Genomic DNA, 22,033 nt, shown 5'->3' with positions numbered 1-22,033 from the left:
TGTTCATATGGCGCCAACATTGGTTTATTGAAAAACAACATTGGCCAGATTTTTTTTATTATCACTATCAGGATAAAATTATCCTTGAAAAAATAGTACCGCTTATATATAATATTAGCTGTAAAAATTGAAAGCCCCGAGCCGAAGCCGGACGGACGAAGCAGGAAGAAAAAGATGCTGAAAAACAAGAAAATGAGATGAAGAGGGGTCAGACCCCTCTCAAAAGTTTCAGAGCGTCACAGGGGTGACGTGAGCGGAAAGCGCGAGGTCTTTCGCGTTCATGCCCATGGCGAGGCCCATAAGCTGGGACAGGTGGAGCACGGGTATGGCGTATCCGAGGTCCTTCTGAACGCCGTCGAACTGCAGGTGGCAGAACGGGCAGACATCGATGATGTACTGGGCTCCGGACGCCTTCATGTTCTCCAGGTTGGTCTGGGTGAACTTCTTGGCGACATCTCCGAAAGCGGCTTTGAGACCTCCTCCGGCTCCGCAGCAGAGCATCTTGTTCTGCCTGGGCATGCTCTTGGCTCCGGTGGCCTCGATGAGGTCGTCCAGGATGTGGGGGTTCTCAGGGTCGTCGACGTTCTTGATCGCGCTGGGCTTGAGGAAGTGGCACCCGTAGAAGGCCGCAACCTTGTAGCTGAGGGGGTTGGTGATCTTGGCTTTGATCTTGTCGACTCCGACCTCGTTGTACAGAACCTCGGCGAAGTGGCGGACGACGGCGGTTCCCTTGTACTCCATGCCGACCTGGGCGAGGATCGTGTTGACCTCTTTGAGGAGTTCGGGGTTCTCTTTGAGCTCGTGGGCGGCGTCGAAGAGGGATCCGTAGCATCCGTTGCAGATGGTGACGATGGGGAGGCCCTCTTTCTCGGCGAGAGCGAGGTTCCTGGCCGCGGCGGCGAGCCAGGTCTTCTTGTTGAAAGCCCTGATGACTCCGGGAGCGGGGCAGCAGCTCGCATCTTTGAGGTCGACGAGCTCGATGTCCAGCGCTTTGCAAACTTCCCTGGTGGATTTCTCGATTCCGGGGTATCTGAGGGGTGCGATGCATCCGAGGAAAAACGCGTATTTTGCCATTGAAATCACTCCACGATCTTGCAGAATCCGGTTGCCTTGAGGATCTTGTCAAGGTCGGCTTTGGCTGCGGGGTTGGCCAGGACAGTCGGGGGAACCTCGGGGAGGCCCATCTCTTTCCTGAGAGCGGAAACTTTGTCGGAGACCGAGACAGTGTGCCCGAATTTGGAGAGGTTCTGGGCGGTCTTCTTGTGGGCGTCGAACATGTGGCCTTCCGAAACGGCGATGTTCCTGAGGGCGATGACGATGTCGACGATGGGGACCTGACGGGGGCATCTCTCGACGCAGGTGTAGCAAGTGCTGCACTCCCAGAGTTCCTCGCTGTTGACGATCTCGTCTTTCAGCCCGAGCTGTGCCATCCTCATGAGCTTTCTGACTCTATAGGAGGTCTGCCTGCCGGAGGGGCATCCAGCGGTGCAAGTACCGCACTGGAAGCACATTTTGACTTCTTCTCCGCCGGCCTCGGCGATCTGCCTTGCAAAATCGGGGTTGGGCGTAACCATAGTATCCGAAAGTTGGATTGAATATTCCGTATATAATACAGACAGTCGATAACTCGGATGTGTTATCCTTAAGGGTAATGCTCAGAACGGCATGGAGGCGAGCGCCTTCATCAGACGGGATATGTTGCGGGTTTCTTTCTTGTATATGGCGGTGACCGCATGCCTGAGCATCTTGGGGTCTATGGCGCTTTTATAGCGGATGTTTTTCCTGGCCAGAGCGGCCTCATCGACGAAAAAGCTCTTCCCGGAGTTCACCAGTTCCTGCAGGGATTGCGTGACGGAATCCACCGTATACCTCCTTCCCGTGGAATCGAGGAACATATAGGCCACCCTCTGGGCCCCGTAGGCGTATTTCATGAAGGATGGGCCGTTGTCCACGAATACCATACCCATATAGGCTATCTCCTGCATCTCGAAATCATCGGCGTCGAACAGATAGAGGGGATCGTCGATGACCGCGAAATCGGCCCTCCTCTCCCTCATCATCATGATGCTGTTCTCGTCGTCCGATATCACGACCCTGGATCTGGGGATGTTTGCCGAAGACATGGCCGACAGGACCATCTCCTCGGTCACAGGACTGCAGCATACCGTGAACGGGCGTCCGGTCTCGCATCTGCGCCCCATCGAACGGGCGATGGCCGCTATCTCAGCGCCTTCGGCGGTCAGCACCGAGCCGGAAGGCGTCGTCTTCAGAACGTCTGCCCCCGCCGCCGCGGATATAGATGAAATATATTTGTTAAGGACAGGCGCGGAAATCCCAAGTTTTCTGGCTGCGGATGCTTGGCTGCCGTAGTCCTGGACCGCCAGAAGCGCCTCCAATTGGCGGAAGGTCACCAAAGTGCCGTTTATCTCCAGCGAAACCTGAGCCTTTATGTCCATGATGGACGGAATGGATGCGCGCGTTTAATCTGTTCGGAAGACCGGCGATCAAACGAAGACGGAAAGGCCTCGCTTACGAGCTGGAAGCTCCTCGCACATGGCCGCCACGACCTTTCTGAGGAGGCCCGCATCATAAGGCCCAGTGAAACGGATCATCTCCGATCCGCCCTCATACGGAAAATCGGACGGGAAATCCCTGAGCATCCCCGCGGATGCCTTGGTGATCTTCAGAAGAAGCCTGTCGTCGTATATCCCTCCGAAGAGTTTGCCATCCATGTAAAGCAGATACTCACCCATCATCTTGCGGGACGTTACACCGGGAAGCAGGGCTTCTATCGCTTGCAGAGAACTGACATCGGACGGCATCGCATCGCTCTGACACTCGGACTGGCCAACGCCCAGATAACTGTTCTTCTTGTCTCCTGAGGATGTGCCTTATCGGAAGCATAGGAAAGAATGCGGACCGACGGCCAAACGATAAAGCATGGTTGCGATACGCCCACCCGATGGACAAAGAATTCTGCAGGCGCGGTTCCAGCGTCGTAGTCGTCGGGCTGGGGAGCCCCATAATGTGCGATGATGCGGTCGGACTGAGGATATCGGAAAGAATAGAGAGCATGAACCTTCCGGACGTCGATTGCGCCCAGGAGGCCGTCGGAGGCCTGGACATATTGCCGGCGATACACGGCTACAGATTCGCGGTCATCGTCGACGCGATACAGACCATGCAATACGAGCCGGGTACGGTGATGCTTTACAGCGAATCAGATTTCGACGATGTTATCGCCGGATCGTCATGCCACGATGTCAATCTCCCCACTGCGATGAAGATCGGACGCCAGATGGACCCGGAGATAATGCCTGAGGAGGTCAGATTCGTGGCGATAGAGGTGGCGGACATCCGCACCATGTCTGAGACTATGACGCCGCCGGTGGAAGAGGCCGTGGAGAGCGGCGCGAACGCCGTCCTCCATCTGATAGAGCAGTTCAGAAAGAAAGGGAATTCAGATCGAAATCCCTGATCTTCCTGCTTTTCTTCCCAAGGATCACGACGTTCAGCCTCTCCTGGAGGAGAATATCCTCTGCCGCGCGCATCACATCGTCGCCGGTCACCGCGTCTATCCTGGCGAGACGGCTCTCCAAGGTCTCCGCGGTGCCGTTGAGCATATGGTTCACGCCCAGCCTGTAGAGCCTGCTGTCGGTCGATTCCATGGCGCGGACGTTTGCGCCCTTCAGAAGCCTCTTGGTGCGCTCCAGCTCGCCCTCCTCCAAGCCTTCTTTCACGAGCCTTCCGATCTCCGACGCGGCTGTTCCCAAAGCCTCGGCCACGTTGGGGCCGGTGCATGACATGTAAGTCGCCAGACAGGACGAATCGCTGTATTGGGAGACGTTGGAATAAACCGAGTAGACCAATGCCTTCTTCTCCCTGACGCCTTGGAACAGCCTGGAGCTGGTCCCGGACCCGAGCACAGCGGCCAGCAGCGAGACCGCCATCCTGTCTTTGTGGGAAGCGCCGTAAGCCTGGAATCCCATGGCTATCTGGTAGTGGTCGGCATCGTTCTCCACGAATCTGTATCCTGATTCCGATGTGGCCGGGGCTTCCCTGCGGTTCCTGGCGCCGCCGGACATCCCATCCAAGGTTCTCTCGGCCCATTCCGCCGTCTCCCCGGGATCCACTGCCCCCACCGCATACACCGCGAGGTTCGGGATCCTGTACTTCTCCTCGTAATATTCCCTCAGATCCTCGTGGGTCAGGCCTTCTACTATGGATTCCAGGCCGCCCTCGTCCTGGGATAGGGGATGGCCCCTCCAGAGCTGCGACTCGAAGAGATCGTGGATGTAGCTCTCAGGCTCGTTCTTTATCATGCTGAGCTCCTGGAGCACGATCTTCTTCTCCAGCTCGGTATCCTTCTCGTTTATCTTCGGGTTGGCCACTATGTCCCCGACTATGTCCATGGCGACGTCCGCGGTCTCTTTGATGGTGATACCGTAGAAAGCGGTCATCTCCTTGGCCGTGAAGGCGTTCAGCTCCCCGCCGGCGCCCTCGATCTCCTTCGCCATCTGGTAGGAATCCCTGGATTCGGTCTCCCTGAACACGGTATGCTCCAGAAGATGGGACAGCCCGAATATCCTGCCGCATTCGTCGCGCGATCCGGTGGCGACGCCGATCATATATCCGGCGCTTTGGCTCCCCGGAATGTATTCCGTGACCACCGGAATTCCGCCCGAAGTCTTCGAGATACCTATGGTATGCCCGCTCATGCGGACCCGAACCGCGAAACCCATTATTACTTTTGGCACTATGACGGGGCATGGACATAAGGACCGTCAGATATTCCGCGCTGGACCTGGACGAGCCGTCGGCGATAATAGGGTTCCCCAGCAGCGGGCTGGTCAGCTCCATCGCCGCCAATTATTACGTTTCACAATTGAAAATGCCGGTCATCGCAGGCCTATCCGGCCCGGAACTGCCGCCATATTGCTTCCTGTCCGGCGGCAACGCCTACCCGCCCATCCGTATGTACGGGCACAAGGGCAAAGTCAGGAGGGGAAAGAAGGAGAAAGACGTCGTTATCTGCCTCTCCGAATACGCCCCGAAACCGGAGCAATGCTTCGATGTCGTCCAATCCCTCGGAGAATATCTGCGCTCCCTCGGGACCAAAGAGGTGATCTGCATCGAAGGCGTGCCGCGCATGAGCCCGGAGGATTCCATAATAGCCTGCGGGTCCGGTCCCGGCTCCATGGAAATGGTGAGAAAATCCAAGGTCCCATCCATGGAAAGCGGGATGATCAGAGGGACCAGCGGCGTGATGATGTACGAGGGGCCGCTCTATGGGTTCAACGTCATGTCCCTGATAGTTCCGGCGAACCAGAACATACCCGACCCCGGCGCGGCCGCTGGAATAATCGGCCCCATCTCCAGGATAATACCCGGGCTGAAAGTCGATCCGGATATGCTGTTCAAAGAAGCCGAGGAGATTGACAAGCATCTCAGCATAAGGATCCCGCAGGAGCCCGATTCCAACAAGATGATCTACGGATGACCGACACAGATAATTATCCGAGGGAGATGCAAGCATATGGAACTCGTACCGTCCAAATTCTTCATCACGAGCAGCTCCGCTTTCAGCGAGGTTTCCGACCTCAACGCCTTCGACAAGGCCCTCATAAAAGCGGGCATAGGCGAGCAGAACCTGGTCTCCGTTTCCTCGGTGATTCCGGTGGGAGCTGAGCGCGTCAAGGTGTGCGAGATGCCGATGGGCGCCATCACACACTGCGTCCTCGCCCAGATGCGCGGAAGCGAGGGCGAAACCATAGCGGCAGGGATAGCGTACGCCTTCAGGAAGGACGGCAGAGGCGGCTACGTCGCGGAAGGCCACATACACGGCTCCGCGGAATCCCTCAAAGAGATTCTGAGATGGAAGATGGACGAGATGGCCCGCATCCGCGGCGTCGAATTCGAGGAGATCCAATATCTCACCGAGGAATTGGCGATACCCATGGACAATTACGGGTGCTGCCTGGCCGCCCTCGTCTTCACCGAATACAGGTGATGGGATGGCATACGGACTCGCGCAATGCGGAAGCTGCAAGCGCCCCCGCATCATAGACCTCTCCAAGAAAGCGTCGGTGTGCCCGTACTGCGGCACTGAATCCCGCACTGACATGATCTCGATCTTCTACAGATCAGAAAGCCAGGAAGCGGTCAGAGAGGCTTTGGCGCAGGCTACGGGATTCGTTCCGCCGGACGCGCTCAAGAAGAGGGAAAAGATAGCCGAAGCGGACCCTTACTCGACCATGGTATACAGGTACGAGCATTGCTCCGATCTGAACGGCAAAATGCTGATTCTGGCGGAAGGCCTCACCGAAATCAAGGGTACGTTCACCATGGAAGACGTCAGGGAGATAGCCGGCGACCGCGCCGAAAAGATGGTATCAGCGATGCTGGACCGCTGCATCATATTCGAAGTGAGGCACGGCGTCTACAAAGCCTGACCGGAAACTCATTTCATCCTGGGGATGTCATCCCTTTTCTTCCCTTCCATCTTAAGCACGTCCTTCACCACTCCGGGGAGCTTCACGCGCATCATCCTGTAGAAGTAGAACCCCGAAATCAGAAGGAGCAGGACCTGGCATGCGTAATATGTGATCTGCCCGCCTATCTCTCCTCCCTGGAGGACCACGGTGAGGGCGATGTTGAAGGCCGCGAGTATCAGAAGCGCCTGGAGAATGAACTGGGTGGGATAATTCCTGGCGATGCCCTCCCCGACGTTGGTCCCGCAGGCGCCCAGCATGAGCGCGAGAGAGACGGAGATCACGACCATTGTTATGGCCGACGCGTCCAGATGGTCGACAACGCTGGCGAGGGTGAAGCATATTCCCGTGGCCAGACCGCTGGACATCCCGAGGCCGAGGCCGAACCCGTAGAAAACCGAATCCGATTTCCCGCGGAAACGACGCAGATTCATGACCACGAACATAGCCAGAATCTCCACGGCCGCGAACAGAAGCATATAGATGATGTTGGACGCGAATCCGAACATCCTCAGAAGAACGAATAGGACGGAACCTTCGACCAGACCGACGATGAACAGGCTGAAGAACGTTGGGTCGCTGAAGAACGGCTGCTCAACCCTCGGGAAGGTGTATTCCCTCACTATCAGATACATCAGAGCGAGAGCGGGGCCTATCCCCAGAATCATCGCGAGGCCCAAGGTCAAATCCATGCCCGCTTGACGGCGAGACAGTATTTTATTCCTTGCTTCGCGGCTTCCCCGAAGCCCCTTCCATAAGTTTGTCGTAATAATGGACGACCATGCAGGATTTGGCGCAAGCGCCGCAGGAATCGCATCTCCCGGGATCGACCCTCATGCCGCCGGATATGGATATCGCATGTCTGGGGCATTTCTTGGCGCATATCCCGCACTCGGTGCACATCTCCGCGCGGATCAGCGCTTTGGCCGCCGTCTCGAACACTTTCCTGGCATTCTTCGCGTCCGGAGCGGTGACAGATATCTGGCCCCCGCCGAACAGCTTCGCCCTTCCGATCGGCGTCCTGAGCAGAGCTATCTCGTATTCAGGGGAATACTTCACGTCCCCCGCGGTCCTCAGTGCGTCCTCCACATATGAGAAATCCCTGTTTCTCTGGACGCGGATCACTGCCTCGATCGAATACCCTCCCGCGACGCATGGAGAAGCCCCCTTGAGAAGATCCATGGCTGGACCGGTCGATGCTGTCGGGCGCATGCATAGGCCCATCCCTTCCGAAAGCTGGACCATCTTGGGCGGAAGAACCTTCCACCTCCAGAATCCCATGCTGACGTATTCCTGGGGAAGCCCGCGCTTTTCCGCGTAATCCCTCAGATAACCCTCCCATCTGGCATAAAGCTCGGGATGGATCCTTCCGGTGTTCTTCCACTCGCTGGAAAGGCAGGAAGGGCAGAGATAGCAGCCAATGCGCTCGAAATCCCTGTCGTAAAGCGGGTTGTATTGGAGGCCATGCACCAATATGTATGCCCAAACATCAGCCAAACGCCAGGACCTTATAGGATTCAGATTGACCTGATTCGGTACGAAAGGATTCTTCGACACGAAACCTATTCCCGAACGGGCGTACGATTCCAGCCAACGGTTCCCTTCGACGGTTATCGCTCCGCCCGGGAAATCCCGCTCTATCATCTCGGATACCGGCCCGAGCTTGCAGACCTTGCAGCACCAGCGGAAATCCTTGGCTGGGGGGCCGAAGGAATCCACGTTCTCCCAGAACCCATTCCCTCCGGATGCCTTATGCAGAGCGCATCCGCTCTTCTCGGCGAATTGTCTGACATATTCCCTCGTCTCCGGGAACTCCAAACCTGTGTCTATGTACATCAGTTCGGGCTTCCCCGCGGCTTCCATGGCCAAAGCGCAAGCTACCAAAGAATCCTTGCCACCGGAGAACGAGACCGTCACCGGAAGGTCCCGCCCCGATTTGGACAGGAATTCCCTTATCTCACGCGCTGCGCGGCGCCCTATGCGCTTGACGTGCCCTTTGTTGCATTCGGCGAAAGTTCTGAGGTCCGCATCGGGAGACAAAGGCATCCCGGATGGAGCGTCCAGATCGCGTATCTTGACCGCTTTGTCCGCTTCTTTCATTCCGTCGGACGGCGCCAAAGCGATCCCTGCGCCTATCTTGCCGCCTTTTCTGAGTATGAGCGCGCTTCCCTTCCCGAATTCGCCCTTGACATCGAATACGTTAGCCCCCGGGACCGATTTCCCCTTGAGATGGCCGGACATCCCGCCGAAGACCACGACGTTCTTGGTCGCGCTTCCATCGAAAATCTCCGCCCCGGCTTGCCTTATCTCCAGGACGATGTCGCCCAGCCTGATATCGAACCTCAGCAGCCCCAGAACTGCGCCATGGGCGACGATCTCATCCGCGCGATCCTCGCCGGGCACTTTGTTTAGAAAGATGGCCTTGCCTCTGAGGGGAGCATCGGTTCCGAACTCCTGCCTGAAAAGCCTGAGAACCAGATCCGCGCTGTCCCCCATGCACGGGCGGATGTCTCCGGGGCTGTTGACCTCGAACTCCCTCCCATCCGAGCCGCATGACGAACAGGAATCCCCTAAGAGAAGAGTGCCGCACCTGTCGCACCATCTGCATGTCTCCTTCCCGTGGGCAGCGTTCTTCTGGGCCATTTCAATCCGCTCGTCAGGACATCCTTGTGAACCTTTTATAAATGTGCTGTGAAATCGCCGTCCATGGCTAACGGAGCGACATACCAAGTCAACACGGGATTCGGTAGCCCACGCTTCAGCAAGGTTGAGCTCAGGGACATCACGATTTCCGTTCTGGTCCTTGCGCTGTCATTCACGCTGATTTATGTGTCCAGGAACAACCGTTTCATAATGACCGCTTTCGAACACTTCTTCGGCGAAGGGACCGTAAAATATGTCGGCCTTTTCCTGACTTCCGTCGTTCTCGTGGTCATCAGCTTTCTGCTGCATGAGCTTGGGCACAAATTCGTCGCCCAGAAGCACGGTCTCTGGTCGGAATACCGCATGTTCCCGGCCGGGCTGATGTTCTCTGTGATCCTTTCCTTCGCGGGATTCCTGTTCGCCGCGCCCGGAGCCGTGATGATAGCCGCGAATCAGATGGACCCCAAGACCAACGGGAAGATAAGCATAGCCGGGCCTGCCGTCAACATAGTCTTCGCCGCCATAGGCCTCATCGGATGCTTCGCCTTCAACGGCAACGTCATCGTCGTGCCGTTCTTCCTCCTGGCCAGCCTGAACGCCTCTCTGGCGCTGTTCAATCTGATTCCCATCCCGCCGCTTGACGGATCCAAAATCTTCAGATGGAACATAGGCATCTGGATAGCCGCTTTGGCCGTGGCCGCCGCGGAATTCATCCTGCTCTTCAGGATGGGGCTTTACTACACTCTTTGAACAATAAAAACAATAAATGGAGGGGAAACCCCCTCCCGTTTTCACATGTACTCCTTGCAGGGGTACCTAAGGTTCCCGAGGATAGGGCCGGCCCACTGGTCCGCTTTCCCGGGATTCAGAATGTTGTCCGGATCCATGGCCTGTTTTATGGCCCTGATCGTGGAGAGCTCGGTGGCCCTCTCCTTCTGGAAGTTGGGCGCTTTGGCGATTCCGACCCCGTGCTCCCCGGTGACCGTCCCGCCAAGCTCGATGCAGACGTCGAAGATCTCGTCGACGGCTTTGACGCCTCTGTCCCACTCGTCTTTGTCCGTGGGATCGATTACCATCTTCGTGTGGAGGTTGCCGTCCGATGCGTGGCCGTAGGTAGCAACGGTGACGTTGTATCTCTCGGATATCTCCTTGAAAGCTTTGACGGCTTTGGGAACCTGGGAAATCGGGACTCCCATATCATCAGCCAGCGATACGGATGAGCATCCAGGCTTGAGTGCGGCCAGAGATACCATGACAGATTTCCTGGCGTCGGTCCACTTGGCGATGAGCGCCTTGTCCTTCGTTGGAGTGACTGCTATAGCTCCGGATGATTTGGCCACCTCCTCTACGATCTTCAGATCCCTGTCGATGATCTCATCCGTCTCCCCGTCGACTTCGACGATGCATAGCGCGCCGCAATCCGGGAGAGGGTTGCCGCGGGCCTTGTTGACGGCGGAGATGCTCACGCTGTCCATGAGCTCGCACGACGCCGGTATCAGAGGCTTGGCGATTATGTTCGAAATGCATTCCCCGGCCTTCTCCACGTCCTCGAAAGCGCAGAGACAGGATGCGGACTTCTTGGGCTTGGTGGTGAGCTTCAGGGTCACCTCGGTGATGATTCCGAGCGTCCCCTCCGAGCCGCACAGAAGGCGCGCCAGCTGATATCCGGACGCGTCTTTGATGGTCCTGGTGCCGCAGCGGACGATCTCTCCGTCGGCTTTCACGAACGTCATGCCCAGGACGAAATCCCTGGTGGCCCCGTATTTCACCGCGCGCATGCCCGAAGCGTTAGTCGCTACCATCCCGCCGATCTGGCAGGCTTCGGCCGATCCGGGGGAAGGCGGGAAGAAGAACCCGTATTTTGAGAGCGTATCGTTGAGGTCGTTGTAGACGCATCCGGCCTCCACATCCACCCAAAGATCCGCGACGCTGACCTTTTTGACTTTGTTCATCCTCTGCATCGCCATAACTATGCCGCCCTTAATGGGGACGGCCGCTCCGCAGAGCCCGGTGCCCGCCCCGCGCGGAACGACCGGAATCTTGTATTCGGAAGCGATCTTCATTATCTCGGATACCTGCTCGGTGGTCCTGGGCTGCACCACTATGTCCGGGGTCTTGTGGAATATCGACGCATCGAACCCGTACGTATAGAGCACCGCAGGCTCGACGGAATAGCCATCCTTTCCGACCACTCCCTCAATGCGATCAATTATCTCCTGTTCCATGGGGTTTCCTCTGATGCTCAATTATTGACTGCGTATATAGCGGATTCCCTGCCTGATACCACCAATACGCGCATGCGATACTGTCCACTTCCAATCCATATTTTATATACCTGGACAAATTCAGACATACTATGAAATCCACCATCGTTCTTCTTGGGCCCCCGGGATCAGGGAAAGGAACCCAGGGCGAAAAGCTCTGCTCCGAATTCGGATACGTCAAGCTCTCCACGGGAGACATGCTCCGCGAAGCCGTAAAGAACGGGACCGAACTCGGGAAAAAGGCGAAAGAGTACATGGACGCCGGCGCTCTCGTGCCCAACGACCTGATCATCGGGCTGATGAAAGAGAAAATAGCCGCCGCAAACGGAAAAGTCATACTCGACGGATTCCCCAGGACCATCGAGCAGGCTGATGCCCTCGGAGAGCAGATGGACGTCGACATCGCCCTGAACCTCGACGTCGACGATGGGGAGCTCGTGAAAAGGATCACCATGAGGCGCTCCTGCCCCTCTTGCAACGCGGTCTATCACCTGCTCTACAACGCCCCCAAAAAGGAAGGGGTCTGCGACAAATGCGGCGCCGCCCTTTACCAGAGGGATGACGACACCGAAGAGACGGTCCTCAACAGGCTGAAAACCTACCGCGAGAAGACCATGCCCCTCATCGGCTACTACGAGGGCAAAGGGAAGCTCGTGACCGTGGAAGGCGTCGGTTCCATCGACGAGATCTTCGAGAAAGTCAAGAAAGCCATTCAGTGAACCTTTTTCCGGGCTGGCTTCGGCCGCCCATCATTCTTTTGCTCTCGGTGCCGGACCGGTGCATCTGGCATCCGATGTGCGTGATCCCTTCCTAATCCAACCGGGTTGGGACCTTCATTTATCGCCGGAATCCAAGCCTGAAAGCCCTCATCCCCCTCTCGCCGAATGAACTCATGTTTACCTATAAATTTTAATAATTGATATATTAGGTACTGAAATGTATACAAGTCCAATTATGTATAAATGTATAAATTAGAATAAAAATTGATAATTATATCATCCATATAATTATGAACCCATGGGAATCGATGCCAAAAACCCTGATTTGGATAGAAACGGCATACGTATTCTGATTACGCTCCTTGGAAAAGGCTCGACCAATCTTTCCGGACTCAAAGAAGCAGTGCTCAACCTGTCAATGAGAAAGAGAACGCTGTAGAACCTTGAGTCATTGGGTCTCGTCGAATGCAGACCGGAGACCGAACCTCGGCTATGCTTCACAATAGCGCTCACCGAACGCGGGAAAAAAGTAGCTGCCCTCCAGATCGTGAATGAAAAGTTCGTTTCCGGAGAGTTCAGCTTCGAGACGGAGTCGGTAGACGAAAAGGTCAGCGAAATACTGTCTCAAATGGATAAGGAGGCGAAGACGGATGAAAACCGATTACAAATGGCTGTTCTGCGAGCCTGATCTGGCCGGCATTATGCTGCTCGTCTTCGACTTCAAAGAGATACGCACGATTGATCTGCTGAGAGTCAGCAGCAATTACGACAAGGTGAAGAAGGGAGCGCAAAAACTGACGGACTTGGGGCTCCTGAAGAAATACAGCGTGGAAGCCCCGCATCCGGCCACCACATATATGCTCACCCAAAAAGGGATGCAGGTCGCCTCCCTCCTGAAAAGCGTGAAATCCCTCTTGGACGAGGAATACCGCATCGGAACCCTGGATGAGAACTACGATCAACGAAAAATTTTAAAACCAGAATCCAATCAGGGTGTCAATCAGCCTCGTAGTGTAGTGGTCAATCATGCGGGACTCTGGATCCTGCGACTGCAGTTCGAATCTGCACGAGGCTACCTCTCTTCTTTTCCCGGTATTTTCTCTGATGGTTTTTCACTAACATTTTGATTTTTTTAGCAATCTTAATACCAATTTTGAACATGATTTTAACTGTGTTATCATAAGAATTATATCAACTTTTGATTTACGTATATTCATTCCATGTTCAGAAGAATATCCTTAGCCAATTTCAAATCGTTTAGAAAAATGGACTTTGACCTGACAGAGGGCAACATCGGGAAAGCCAACAATCTAGCTTTGATATATGGGACCAACGGAAGCGGCAAATCGAATCTGATGGATGCCGTAGCCTTCCTGAAAATGTCTTCCCATACCATCGACGGCGATTCCCCGGACGTGTCCAAATTGGCGGCCTCTGTGAGGGCAAAGGGCTCCGAAGGACCTATGGCCTTGGAGTTCCGGTTCACCAACGGCTCCGAGGACGGAGAATACCTGATGGAATTCGACCCCGACGGAAACCTGATCAGAGAGAAACTGGATTATACCATAAACAAAAACGCCGGAAACATTTTTGAGATATCGGCCGAAAACGGGAATCCGACCGCAATTTACAGCAGACAGCTATACAAAAACGGGCCCTCCAAAGGCATAATGGACCACGGCATCGTCAAGTACTGGGGGAAGCACACATTCCTGTCGATACTCAGGAACGAGATGTCTGGCCTGAACCCGGAATATCTTGATCAGCTGCTCGGAACGGGGATAATGGATGTTCTGGATTACTTGGACGGGATTCTTATCTGCCGCCCCGGACTGGAAAGCCTGGGAGGAACCGTCATCGACAGGATGCCGGACGCAGGAGTCATCGATTCATCGGAAACCGATAGCCTATCCGCTTTCGCTGAAGCCGCGGAAGCTTTCCTATCGTCAGCATTCGGAGATGTTTCTGGAGTCAGATACGAAACCGAGGATGACGGCCAAACCACTGCTTACATGATGATGGTAACCAGGAAAGACGCGAACGGCGAGATCGAAGTGCCGATAGAGGACGAATGCTTGGGGGTCCGCGAAGCTGTGCGCATACTCCCCGCCCTCCTGAAAGGAGCCGGAGGCGGCGTGGCGCTCGTCGACGACATAGAGTACGGATTCCACGAAGTGATACTCGACAACATATTCTGCATCGGCCTGAACGGCATGGAAGGGCAGCTGATCGCATCCACGCATGACACGATCATGCTGGAGAGCGCCAACCCCCGCAGCGTATTCATGGCGAAAAACGGGAAGATCATACCTATCACCGAGATAGAGCGCACCCAGAGGAACCACAACAACCGCAACAGATATTTCAAAGGGGTCTTCGGAGCGATACCCAAGTCTGAGCCGGCGAATCTGGCCGATCTGGCTTCCAAATACCGCCAGAGCCGAACGCGAACATCATATAACGAATGGGCAATCACACAACAGAGGAATGATAAATGATCAGCAGAGATGAAATTCTCGGCAACCTTGAGAGATACAATCTCAAAGATGCCAAGATTGGGGTCGTAGCATCCCATTCGGCGCTGGACACCTGCGACGGAGCCATATCCGAAGGGTTCAGGACCGTTGCGATATGCCAGCGCGGGAGGGATGCGACCTTCTCGAAATACTTCAGATCCCAGAGGGACGCGCAAGGCAACATAGTGAGGGGCGTCGTCGACGAACCCGTGATTCTGGACAAATTCAGCAGCATCCTGAATCCCGACGTCCAGAAAAGCCTGATGGACAAGAACGTCCTGTTCGTGCCCAACAGATCCTTCGTCTCCTACTGCGGCATCGATGCGGTCGAGAATGACTTCAAGATGCCGATGGTCGGAAGCAGGAACCTGCTCAGATCGGAGGAGAGAGGCGACGAGAGAGACTACTACTGGCTTCTCGAACAGGCCGGCATGCCTTTCCCCAAAAAGGTCGAGAAACCCGAGGACATAGACGGCCTCACCATAATCAAAGTCCACCACAAAGTGAAAAAGCTTGAGAGAGGATTCTTCACCGCCAAGGATTACGACCAGTTCGTGGAGAAATCCACCGAGCTCATCAAGCAAGGCGTCATCGAGGAGAATTTCCTGGAGCACGCGAGGATGGAACAGTACATCATCGGCCCCGTCTTCAACCTCGACTTCTTCTACTCCCCGCTCGAAGAGAAAGGAGCCAACGTAGAGCTTCTGGGTATCGATTGGAGATTCGAGAGCTCGCTGGACGGCTATTGCAGGCTCCCCGGAAAGCAGCAGGTCGAGCTGGAGAACGACGGCATCATCCCGGAATACACTGTGTGCGGCCACAACTCCGCTACCCTGAGGGAATCCCTCCTGGACAAAGCGTTCGAACTGGCCGAGAAGTACGTCGCGGCGACGAAGAAATTCTATGACCCCGGGATCATCGGGCCTTTCTGCCTGCAGACTTGCGTGGACAAAGACCTGAAGTTCCACATCTACGACGTAGCACCCAGGATCGGGGGCGGAACCAACGTCCACATGTCCGTCGGCCACCCTTACGGGAACACCCTGTGGAGGAAGGAGATGTCATCCGGAAGGAGGCTCTCCATGGAGATCAGACGCGCCATAGAGCAGGAACGCGTAGAGGAGATAATCACATGAGGCTGATCCAAGCAGCAATCGCCGCCATCGCCGTTTTGGCGCTGATTCTGGTCTCCGCGCCCGCGTCGGATGCCGACCTCAGCATCACCGGCAATGGGACCGGAAGCTTCGATACGTTCAGCGGCGGATCGATTTACTTCGACGTCAGAAACACGGCGGAAGCGTGCACGATCGATGTCACCGTGACCGAGAACGGTAAGGTAATCAAAGAGATGAAAGGCGTCGCCATCGCCGAAGGGCTTGACGAAGCTTCTACCACGAGAGTGAACGTGAATCTCAGCGATTACAAGACCGAAGGGACCCACAGATTCACCGTGAAATGCGTCGGCCCCAACGGAGTGGATTTCACCCCCAGCGAGTACACCACGACCGTGGATGTGGCCAAAAATGTCCTGTCCAACTGGACGACCTACGTCGTGATCATCGTTGCGGTCATCGCCATCGCGATAATCATATTCATTAAGATGCGCGAGAAGCCCAAGAAGAAGATGGACATGACCTTTGAGCAGCTCGAAGCGGAAAAGGCCGCCAAGAAAGCGGCAAAGAAAGCGCCTTCGCAGCCTGCGCCTTCCACCGAGAGGAAGAGATACCTCTCGGAAAAGAAGAAGAAAGAATGAAACCGCTGGGGGTCAAACCCCAGCATCAGTTTTTTTGTTCCGGAAAGGAACGCATCAGAGTTTCAGTTTGGGATCTCTCAGATCCAAAAGCGCAACTTCGCGCCAGTCCATGAAGAACCCGATTTTCTTGTGAAGAAGGATGGATGGCGCATTGCTCTCCTGGATCATGCTGTGCGCGACCGTCGCTCCCTGATCGCGGCCTGCCTTGACGCATTCCCTGAGCAGCTTGTATCCGATCAGATTGCGCCTGAAATAAGGGTGCACGCCCATGTTCTCTATCCACAGGAGATTGTCCTCGTCGCAGATGTGGTGGAGCATCTGCGCGAAGATGAATCCGACGATCTCCCCGTCCTCCTCGGCGACGAAGCTCAGCCCGCTGTCCAGATATGCCTTGAAATGCCTCCTGCTGCTTGCGCCGAGACCGTCCTTCCACTCTTTGGGAAGATCCTCCCACTTGTTCTCCAGAGTCTCTGCGAAGTATTCGCGTATGCACTTCAATTCCAGCTCGCGGACGGCATCGATGTCTTTGATTCTGAGGGGACGGACCTCCATGCTCACATCTCCTCTGGAGCCCCCATGCCGAGGCAATCGAGGACATCGGCGAGGACCGTCTTGGCGCACTCGACCAGAGTCAGCCTCGCGTTCCTGCGGGGGCCGGCATCCAGAACGGACACGGCGGCATAGAACTGGTTGAAAGCCGACGCTACCTCATGGCCATAAGCGGGCATAAGATGGACTTTCATCTCGTCGCCTGCTTTCCTGATGACCGAACCGTACTTCGACAGCGCTTTGACCAGCTTCAGCTCATATTCGTCGGTAAGCTTTGAAGGATCGACATCGCGCTCGAAATCGCCTGCCTTCCTGAGCATGCTGCAGGCTCTGGCGTGGACGTATTGGATATAGGGGCCCGAATTCCCGTCGAAGTTGAGGGCGTCCTCCCACTTGAAGACGAACTGCTTCTCGGGCTGGACGCGGACGATGTTGTATCTTATGGCTCCGACGCCGATCACCCTGGCGATCTCCCTCATCCTCTCCTCGGACATGTCGGAGCGCCTTTTGGAAATCTCGGCATAAGCGCGCTCGACGGCCTCGTCTATGAGATCGTCCAGATAGACGACGACCCCTTTCCTGGTGGACATCTTGCCTTCAGGAAGAGAAACGAAAGCGTAGAACAGAGGCTCGGGCATCCTGTCGCTGCCAAGAATCTCCAACGCGGAGCAGAGCTGCTTAGAGCCCAGCTTCTGGTCCTCGCCCAAAACGTCTATGACACGGTCCGCCCTGGTGAATTTGTCCAGGTGGTATGCGAGATCGCTGGTGGTGTACAGGGTGGTCCCATCCGATCTGGTGAATGTGAATTTGGTGTTCTTCCCCTGGACCCCGAAATCCTTGAGGTCCACATAGCAGGCGCCGTCGTCGGTGGTGCCCGCGTATTCGGAGGCTTTGAGCTTCTCGACGACATCCCTAGCGGAACCGTCGGCTATGTATCCGGATTCCCAGGTGTATCTGTCGAGGGCGACGTTGATGTTGGAAAGGGTCTCCCTGAGGCCGTCCAGCATTATCTCCGCCGTGTGGCGGACGGTGCTTATGACTTCGCTGTCGCCGGCCTCGAATCCCCTGAGCATCGAAGTGATCTGCTCCTTGACGGCAGGATCCGATTCCATCTTCTTGTTGGCGACGCGATAGTTGGCGACGAGGTTGTGGTCTGTCTTGTCCCTGGGGCGCTCATTCTGGCCGATCGTTCTGGCGTGCTCCTCGACTTCGGCGGCGACTTCCTCTTTGGTAGCGTTGTTGACGCCCCAGGTCAGGACGACCACCTGCTTTCCCACGTCGTTGACATAGTATTCGGTCATCACGTCGTGCCCGCATTTCTTGAGGCATCTGGCCAGAGTATCCCCTATGATGGGATTGCGGGCGCGACCGACGTGGATTGGCCCTGTAGGGTTGGTTGAGGTATGCTCCACATTGACTCTGAGGCCAGACTTGGGCATAGAACCGTAATCGCGGCCTTTGGAACATATCTCGCCGAGTGTATCCTTCACGAGTTCGGCGGGATCGACGCAGAAATTCAGGAAGCCGCCGGCCGCCGAAACAGACTTTATGAGACCCGACGGGTTGATTTTGGAGGAGAGCTCCTCGGATATCGCCTGAGGGGCTTTCCGCATCTGCTTTGCCATGGGGAAGCACGGCACGGAGACGTCGGAGCCCTCTATGGAAGACGCTTCCACCGCGAACTTGATGTCTTCCGCGCCCATCTCCTTCAACGCAGCGGATACGGCCGCCGCCACTTCCGATTCGAAATCGTCCATCGCTGTCAATCACATCACCTTGTATCTGAGAAGCGCCGCGACTCCGCCGAACGCTTTGATTAGCATGTCCCCCTCTTCGGAATCTGGGGAAATGATCTGGACGCGGGTGTTGAATGCATCCGCCCTGAGGAAGAAATCGTCGATGAGGTCCTCGTCCTTGGTTATCGTCGCGTTCATGCCGCACTCGGGGCACTGGACCTTATCATCGGAATTGTCGACAGTCAGCTCATGGGTGTGGCCTGAAGGGCACTGAACAGTGATGCGCCTCTTCTTGAGCGCCTCGGAAAGCAGAAGGATATCGACCGCGCCCATATCTGTGGCCGCTCTGACCTCGTTCTCGCCGTAGCATGAAAGACCGCCGTCGGCTTTCCTGATCTCGGAGAAAAGCCTCTGCATGTACATCTTCTCCTTGGTGAGCTGCATGTCGATTATGATGTCTTTCGCGTTCTCCACAAGCTCTCTGAGCCCCGATTCGTCCGTGTATCCGGTATCGACGAGCGGGGAAACCACTTTCTTTCTCAGCTCGTGGTGGAGGAACTCCTCCTTGACGAAGAACTCCTTGGTTGCGCCGGGGCCTCCGACGAGGATGCCAAGCAGTTCGGGCCTGTTGAGGAAGACCTCGGTGCAGTTGTCGGCGACTTTGACGAAGAATTCGTGCGCGGCGATTTCGATCAGCCTCTCGAAACGGACCGATGACTGACCTCCCTGGTGGTGCTTGCTGGGTACGAGAGAATCGAAATGCTTGAGCACTTGGATCCTGCTTCCTGACAGTATCCCGAGCGTGGCTTCGGATCTGTCGATGGTGATCAGCCCGTAGCACTTCTTGTCGAGAAGCATCGTTTCGAGCGGATCTGTGAAGAATTGGGAATCGCACCTGTACAGGAACGCCGTTATAGGCTCCGGAGGGTAGATGACATATTGGACCATCTTCGTCTGGTCTCCCGCTCTGGGGACCTCGCCGCAGAAGATGACTATGCCGTTCGCCGGGGGCGCCTTGAAAGTTTTGAGTCGAGCCGCTATGGAATCGATGGCGCTCGTGACGTTCTTCATCGTAGTCTTGGACTTGATGTTGGACGCCTGCGACTGCTCGTTCCTCAGGTATGCCATGACCTCGGAGATCTGCTTCCCTTCCGGCACGTAGCAGGAGACCAGCTCAGTCCCTCTTCCGCGGTACTTCCTGATCTCTTCCATGTCTTTCTTGAAATCGTATTTCGCTTTGTCTTCGGAATTCGTTTCTCCCATTCTTCTCACCTCAAGTGGACGAGATGATTCAGATTTTAATCCCTTATTTATACGTTGCCAGTAGGAGAAATCGCCCGGAAACCCGGGCAAAAAGCGATGATGAAAAGAGAAGAGGTTTTGCGCAGGTCAGGACGACGAGTTCAAAGTCCATTGCGCGTACAGGCTCATCCCCAGCTCGACCATTTTGCCTTCCGGGTAATAATCTCCGGTGCCGTCGGATTTGGTGTTCCAGCCTGCGAAGGAGTATCCTTGGCGCACGAATCTGTTGGGCTCGGCGGTTATGGTTCCCGAATAGAATACGTCGTTCCCATCGTACAAGCCACCATTGCCATGGTAGGTTATCGTTTTGGAATTGTTCTCTTCCGATCCTCCGTGCCCCAAGAGCACAACTCCCAAAGCTATCACGGCGACGATTATCACGGCGACAGCGGCCAGCGTTATGAGGTCCTTCCTTTCCATCTGAAACCCCCTATCTTGCGGAAAAACCGCCTCGACACCGAATCGGCGATGTCATTGGTATATGTTTTGGCGCCTGTCGGACCGCACACTTTAACAACTCCAGGTCAATCCAGCCAAGAAAACAGGTGATCCGAACGGACAGCGTCGTAGTATCAATTGGAGGCTCCATACTGGTGCCGGGCGAAAATGATTCCGGATATATTTCGCGGTTAGCGGCGATGCTGAAGGAGGCGTCCGCGGACTCCAGGCTCGCGGTCATCTGCGGCGGAGGGAAGACCGCCAGATATTATGCTGGGATAGCAAAGGAGCTGGGCGGCGACACATACGCGCAGGACATCCTTGGGATCGCCGCCACAAGGATGAACGCTCAGCTGCTGGCCTTGGCCTTGGGGGATATGCCAGACGACGTCTGCAGGAATCCTGAGGAGCTGGCTAAAGACGGCAAGAGAATATCCGTGATGGGAGGGACCACCCCCGGACATACCACCGATGCAGTCACCGCCATGGTGGCGAAAGCCCTCGGAGCGTCCAGGCTGATCAACGCCACTTCGGTGGACGGCGTTTACACCGACGACCCGCGGAAGAACCCTGACGCGAAGAAAATATCCCGGATGACCATCGACGAGCTGAGCGACATAGTCTACAAGGAGCACGGCGCGTCCAAATCCAGCGTCTTCGATCCGCTGGGCGTGAAGATTGCCAAAGAGAACAGGATAGATATTCTGATAGTCGACGGCCGCGACCTCAACGAATTGAGGAACGCCATCCTAGGCAAAGATATCGCCGGGACCTTCGTGGATTCCCACTGAGAGGATCCAAATCGGCGGACTGGACCTGCTCCAACCCCGCCGATGCGATGATGCCGGAGATGCGTTTTTCCTCCGGCTTCTTCATCGATTTCCTGTGCATATACACCGTTTTCGTTCCTGTGGCTTCGCAGGCGTCCCTCAGCATCCTGGCTATGTCCTCGTCGTCCCTGCCCTCCAGCTGGTAATTCGGGACCATGTGGCCGAACGATACTCTGTATTTCAAGGCGACCTCGGTGAAGCGCGGAGCATAATGGCCCCCTCCGACGCCCACCAATCTGAGCGCGCCATTGTCTGAATCCAGATCGGATATCACGTCGGCGAGCGTCGAGGCGGCGGCCATGTTGCCCCAATTTGATGCGTCGCTGCCTATCTCTATGTAAAATATCGGCTTCTTTGAGAAAGGTCCGTGGTGGGTGACTTCGAAGCAGGTCTGCGTCCCTTCCTCCTTGTTGTACGCGCAGATGCGTCTCAGAGCGTCGGTCATCAAAGCCGGCGATGCTGGGGCAAGGGTCTCGGCACGGCCTCCGAACTCATTCTCATGGTAATTGCCGATGGGATGTGCCGTCAGAGCCGGAGTCCCGCTTTTCGCGGAGTGCTTGGACATCACCACAATGTCGTCCACGGATATCCCGAACTTCTCCGCTTCCTCCTCCGGCAGCTCATGGCGGATGTGCATGTCAGAGATGGACATCATCGCGGCATTCCCCTTCATCATGTAGGAGATGCCTCCTTCCGAACCCAGATCCTCCCAGCCTCCCTTTTTTATTAGGCAGGACCTCATGTTTACGGACGGGAGATCGACTTCGGAACATATCAGGAGGCGCGACATCG

General features: G+C 55.7%; 24 protein-coding genes and 1 tRNA gene. 11 read left to right on the top strand and 14 right to left on the bottom strand.

Annotated elements, in window-relative coordinates; genetic code table 11:
- Nucleotides 1–228: 228 nt before the first annotated feature.
- The 4 genes from hdrB to IKP20_02160 form a co-directional block, all read right to left on the bottom strand.
- A complete protein-coding gene (hdrB, locus tag IKP20_02175; GenBank protein ID MBR4503770.1) occupies nt 229–1,074 on the bottom strand; it encodes a CoB--CoM heterodisulfide reductase subunit B in 846 nt (281 codons plus the stop codon).
- A 5-nt stretch (nt 1,075–1,079) separates the two neighbouring features.
- Nucleotides 1,080–1,574, bottom strand: a complete 495-nt coding sequence (gene hdrC / locus IKP20_02170) for a CoB--CoM heterodisulfide reductase subunit C (protein ID MBR4503769.1) — start codon at nt 1,572–1,574, stop codon at nt 1,080–1,082.
- Nucleotides 1,575–1,655: 81 nt separating this feature from the next.
- The gene (locus IKP20_02165) at nt 1,656–2,456 is read right to left on the bottom strand and encodes a LysR family transcriptional regulator (GenBank protein ID MBR4503768.1); all 801 of its coding nucleotides are present in this window, start codon (nt 2,454–2,456) and stop codon (nt 1,656–1,658) included.
- Nucleotides 2,457–2,504: 48 nt separating this feature from the next.
- Complete coding sequence (locus IKP20_02160) at nt 2,505–2,822, bottom strand: TfoX/Sxy family protein (protein MBR4503767.1); 318 nt, start codon at nt 2,820–2,822, stop codon at nt 2,505–2,507.
- Between the two features lie 140 nt (nt 2,823–2,962).
- On the opposite strand from IKP20_02160, the gene IKP20_02155 reads away from it, so the two are divergent.
- Complete coding sequence (locus tag IKP20_02155; GenBank protein MBR4503766.1) at nt 2,963–3,478, top strand: hydrogenase maturation protease; 516 nt, start codon at nt 2,963–2,965, stop codon at nt 3,476–3,478.
- Here the strand turns inward: IKP20_02155 and IKP20_02150 are convergent.
- On the bottom strand, nt 3,444–4,742 hold the full coding sequence (locus IKP20_02150; GenBank protein MBR4503765.1) for an insulinase family protein: 1,299 nt from the start codon (nt 4,740–4,742) through the stop codon (nt 3,444–3,446). The two genes, IKP20_02155 and IKP20_02150, sit on opposite strands and share 35 nt — an antisense overlap.
- A gap of 26 nt (nt 4,743–4,768) precedes the next feature.
- Here IKP20_02150 and IKP20_02145 point away from each other — a divergent pair, with 26 nt between their 5' ends.
- Genes IKP20_02145 through IKP20_02135 form a run of 3 tightly spaced genes read left to right on the top strand, consistent with a single transcriptional unit; the run spans nt 4,769 to nt 6,452 of the window.
- The gene (locus tag IKP20_02145; protein MBR4503764.1) at nt 4,769–5,500 is read left to right on the top strand and encodes a proteasome assembly chaperone family protein; all 732 of its coding nucleotides are present in this window, start codon (nt 4,769–4,771) and stop codon (nt 5,498–5,500) included.
- Between the two features lie 36 nt (nt 5,501–5,536).
- Nucleotides 5,537–6,010: a pyruvoyl-dependent arginine decarboxylase gene (locus IKP20_02140; protein ID MBR4503763.1), complete on the top strand. Its 474-nt coding sequence runs from the start codon at nt 5,537–5,539 to the stop codon at nt 6,008–6,010.
- Between the two features lie 4 nt (nt 6,011–6,014).
- Complete coding sequence (locus IKP20_02135) at nt 6,015–6,452, top strand: hypothetical protein (GenBank protein ID MBR4503762.1); 438 nt, start codon at nt 6,015–6,017, stop codon at nt 6,450–6,452.
- Nucleotides 6,453–6,460: 8 nt separating this feature from the next.
- Here IKP20_02135 and IKP20_02130 read toward each other — a convergent pair whose 3' ends face one another.
- Nucleotides 6,461–7,183, bottom strand: coding sequence for a hypothetical protein (locus IKP20_02130; GenBank protein MBR4503761.1), 723 nt, complete (start codon nt 7,181–7,183; stop codon nt 6,461–6,463).
- A gap of 25 nt (nt 7,184–7,208) precedes the next feature.
- On the bottom strand, nt 7,209–9,134 hold the full coding sequence (locus IKP20_02125) for a phosphoadenosine phosphosulfate reductase family protein (GenBank protein ID MBR4503760.1): 1,926 nt from the start codon (nt 9,132–9,134) through the stop codon (nt 7,209–7,211).
- A gap of 210 nt (nt 9,135–9,344) precedes the next feature.
- On the opposite strand from IKP20_02125, the gene IKP20_02120 reads away from it, so the two are divergent.
- Nucleotides 9,345–9,884, top strand: a complete 540-nt coding sequence (locus IKP20_02120; protein ID MBR4503759.1) for a site-2 protease family protein — start codon at nt 9,345–9,347, stop codon at nt 9,882–9,884.
- A 41-nt stretch (nt 9,885–9,925) separates the two neighbouring features.
- On the opposite strand, the gene IKP20_02115 is transcribed toward IKP20_02120, so the two are convergent.
- Nucleotides 9,926–11,359 (bottom strand): FAD-binding protein, encoded by a 1,434-nt coding sequence (locus IKP20_02115; protein ID MBR4503758.1) that lies wholly within the window; start codon nt 11,357–11,359, stop codon nt 9,926–9,928.
- A 131-nt stretch (nt 11,360–11,490) separates the two neighbouring features.
- Here IKP20_02115 and IKP20_02110 point away from each other — a divergent pair, with 131 nt between their 5' ends.
- On the top strand, nt 11,491–12,117 hold the full coding sequence (locus tag IKP20_02110) for an adenylate kinase (protein ID MBR4503757.1): 627 nt from the start codon (nt 11,491–11,493) through the stop codon (nt 12,115–12,117).
- A gap of 763 nt (nt 12,118–12,880) precedes the next feature.
- On the opposite strand, the gene IKP20_02105 is transcribed toward IKP20_02110, so the two are convergent.
- Nucleotides 12,881–13,051: a hypothetical protein gene (locus IKP20_02105; protein MBR4503756.1), complete on the bottom strand. Its 171-nt coding sequence runs from the start codon at nt 13,049–13,051 to the stop codon at nt 12,881–12,883.
- Nucleotides 13,052–13,119: 68 nt separating this feature from the next.
- Between IKP20_02105 and IKP20_02100 the strand changes: the two genes are divergently transcribed.
- From IKP20_02100 to IKP20_02085, 4 genes are all read left to right on the top strand, one after another.
- A tRNA-Gln gene (locus tag IKP20_02100) sits at nt 13,120–13,192 on the top strand.
- Nucleotides 13,193–13,382: 190 nt separating this feature from the next.
- Nucleotides 13,383–14,615, top strand: a complete 1,233-nt coding sequence (locus IKP20_02095; protein ID MBR4503755.1) for an ATP-binding protein — start codon at nt 13,383–13,385, stop codon at nt 14,613–14,615.
- Entirely contained in the window at nt 14,612–15,769 is a 1,158-nt protein-coding gene (locus IKP20_02090) for a formate--phosphoribosylaminoimidazolecarboxamide ligase family protein (GenBank protein ID MBR4503754.1), read from the top strand. Before IKP20_02095 ends, IKP20_02090 begins: the two co-directional genes overlap by 4 nt.
- Nucleotides 15,766–16,386 carry a hypothetical protein gene (locus IKP20_02085; protein MBR4503753.1) on the top strand — a complete coding sequence of 207 codons (621 nt, stop codon included), beginning with the start codon at nt 15,766–15,768 and terminating at the stop codon, nt 16,384–16,386. The genes IKP20_02090 and IKP20_02085 overlap by 4 nt, the downstream gene beginning before the upstream one ends.
- Before the next feature lie 54 nt (nt 16,387–16,440).
- Here IKP20_02085 and IKP20_02080 read toward each other — a convergent pair whose 3' ends face one another.
- The 4 genes from IKP20_02080 to IKP20_02065 all read right to left on the bottom strand — a co-directional run bounded on the left by IKP20_02080 (nt 16,441) and on the right by IKP20_02065 (nt 20,393).
- Nucleotides 16,441–16,938, bottom strand: a complete 498-nt coding sequence (locus IKP20_02080; protein MBR4503752.1) for a GNAT family N-acetyltransferase — start codon at nt 16,936–16,938, stop codon at nt 16,441–16,443.
- Between the two features lie 2 nt (nt 16,939–16,940).
- Entirely contained in the window at nt 16,941–18,692 is a 1,752-nt protein-coding gene (locus tag IKP20_02075) for an arginine--tRNA ligase (GenBank protein ID MBR4503751.1), read from the bottom strand.
- A gap of 9 nt (nt 18,693–18,701) precedes the next feature.
- Nucleotides 18,702–19,934 carry a peptide chain release factor aRF-1 gene (gene prf1 / locus IKP20_02070; GenBank protein ID MBR4503750.1) on the bottom strand — a complete coding sequence of 411 codons (1,233 nt, stop codon included), beginning with the start codon at nt 19,932–19,934 and terminating at the stop codon, nt 18,702–18,704.
- 126 nt (nt 19,935–20,060) lie between these two features.
- Nucleotides 20,061–20,393 (bottom strand): InlB B-repeat-containing protein, encoded by a 333-nt coding sequence (locus IKP20_02065; protein ID MBR4503749.1) that lies wholly within the window; start codon nt 20,391–20,393, stop codon nt 20,061–20,063.
- 128 nt (nt 20,394–20,521) lie between these two features.
- Between IKP20_02065 and pyrH the strand changes: the two genes are divergently transcribed.
- The gene (gene pyrH / locus IKP20_02060) at nt 20,522–21,202 is read left to right on the top strand and encodes a UMP kinase (GenBank protein MBR4503748.1); all 681 of its coding nucleotides are present in this window, start codon (nt 20,522–20,524) and stop codon (nt 21,200–21,202) included.
- Here the strand turns inward: pyrH and IKP20_02055 are convergent.
- A complete protein-coding gene (locus IKP20_02055) occupies nt 21,138–22,031 on the bottom strand; it encodes a D-aminoacyl-tRNA deacylase (GenBank protein MBR4503747.1) in 894 nt (297 codons plus the stop codon). The two genes, pyrH and IKP20_02055, sit on opposite strands and share 65 nt — an antisense overlap.
- Nucleotides 22,032–22,033 lie beyond the last annotated feature (2 nt).

It is taken from the genome of Candidatus Methanomethylophilaceae archaeon (assembly GCA_017524805.1).
Lineage (GTDB): Archaea > Thermoplasmatota > Thermoplasmata > Methanomassiliicoccales > Methanomethylophilaceae > Methanoprimaticola.
Note: the sequence above shows the minus strand (reverse complement) of the source record. Positions and strands in the feature narration are given on the sequence as shown.

Coding starts and splice junctions, on each gene's coding strand:
- hdrB (MBR4503770.1), bottom strand. CDS start 1,074: ATGGCAAAATACGCGTTTTTCCTCGGATGCATCGCACCCCTCAGATAC.
- hdrC (MBR4503769.1), bottom strand. CDS start 1,574: ATGGTTACGCCCAACCCCGATTTTGCAAGGCAGATCGCCGAGGCCGGC.
- IKP20_02165 (MBR4503768.1), bottom strand. CDS start 2,456: ATGGACATAAAGGCTCAGGTTTCGCTGGAGATAAACGGCACTTTGGTG.
- IKP20_02160 (MBR4503767.1), bottom strand. CDS start 2,822: ATGCCGTCCGATGTCAGTTCTCTGCAAGCGATAGAAGCCCTGCTTCCC.
- IKP20_02155 (MBR4503766.1), top strand. CDS start 2,963: ATGGACAAAGAATTCTGCAGGCGCGGTTCCAGCGTCGTAGTCGTCGGG.
- IKP20_02150 (MBR4503765.1), bottom strand. CDS start 4,742: ATGGGTTTCGCGGTTCGGGTCCGCATGAGCGGGCATACCATAGGTATC.
- IKP20_02145 (MBR4503764.1), top strand. CDS start 4,769: ATGGACATAAGGACCGTCAGATATTCCGCGCTGGACCTGGACGAGCCG.
- IKP20_02140 (MBR4503763.1), top strand. CDS start 5,537: ATGGAACTCGTACCGTCCAAATTCTTCATCACGAGCAGCTCCGCTTTC.
- IKP20_02135 (MBR4503762.1), top strand. CDS start 6,015: ATGGCATACGGACTCGCGCAATGCGGAAGCTGCAAGCGCCCCCGCATC.
- IKP20_02130 (MBR4503761.1), bottom strand. CDS start 7,183: ATGGATTTGACCTTGGGCCTCGCGATGATTCTGGGGATAGGCCCCGCT.
- IKP20_02125 (MBR4503760.1), bottom strand. CDS start 9,134: ATGGCCCAGAAGAACGCTGCCCACGGGAAGGAGACATGCAGATGGTGC.
- IKP20_02120 (MBR4503759.1), top strand. CDS start 9,345: ATGACCGCTTTCGAACACTTCTTCGGCGAAGGGACCGTAAAATATGTC.
- IKP20_02115 (MBR4503758.1), bottom strand. CDS start 11,359: ATGGAACAGGAGATAATTGATCGCATTGAGGGAGTGGTCGGAAAGGAT.
- IKP20_02110 (MBR4503757.1), top strand. CDS start 11,491: ATGAAATCCACCATCGTTCTTCTTGGGCCCCCGGGATCAGGGAAAGGA.
- IKP20_02105 (MBR4503756.1), bottom strand. CDS start 13,051: ATGCGGTATTCCTCGTCCAAGAGGGATTTCACGCTTTTCAGGAGGGAG.
- IKP20_02095 (MBR4503755.1), top strand. CDS start 13,383: ATGGACTTTGACCTGACAGAGGGCAACATCGGGAAAGCCAACAATCTA.
- IKP20_02090 (MBR4503754.1), top strand. CDS start 14,612: ATGATCAGCAGAGATGAAATTCTCGGCAACCTTGAGAGATACAATCTC.
- IKP20_02085 (MBR4503753.1), top strand. CDS start 15,766: ATGAGGCTGATCCAAGCAGCAATCGCCGCCATCGCCGTTTTGGCGCTG.
- IKP20_02080 (MBR4503752.1), bottom strand. CDS start 16,938: ATGGAGGTCCGTCCCCTCAGAATCAAAGACATCGATGCCGTCCGCGAG.
- IKP20_02075 (MBR4503751.1), bottom strand. CDS start 18,692: ATGGACGATTTCGAATCGGAAGTGGCGGCGGCCGTATCCGCTGCGTTG.
- prf1 (MBR4503750.1), bottom strand. CDS start 19,934: ATGGGAGAAACGAATTCCGAAGACAAAGCGAAATACGATTTCAAGAAA.
- IKP20_02065 (MBR4503749.1), bottom strand. CDS start 20,393: ATGGAAAGGAAGGACCTCATAACGCTGGCCGCTGTCGCCGTGATAATC.
- IKP20_02055 (MBR4503747.1), bottom strand. CDS start 22,031: ATGTCGCGCCTCCTGATATGTTCCGAAGTCGATCTCCCGTCCGTAAAC.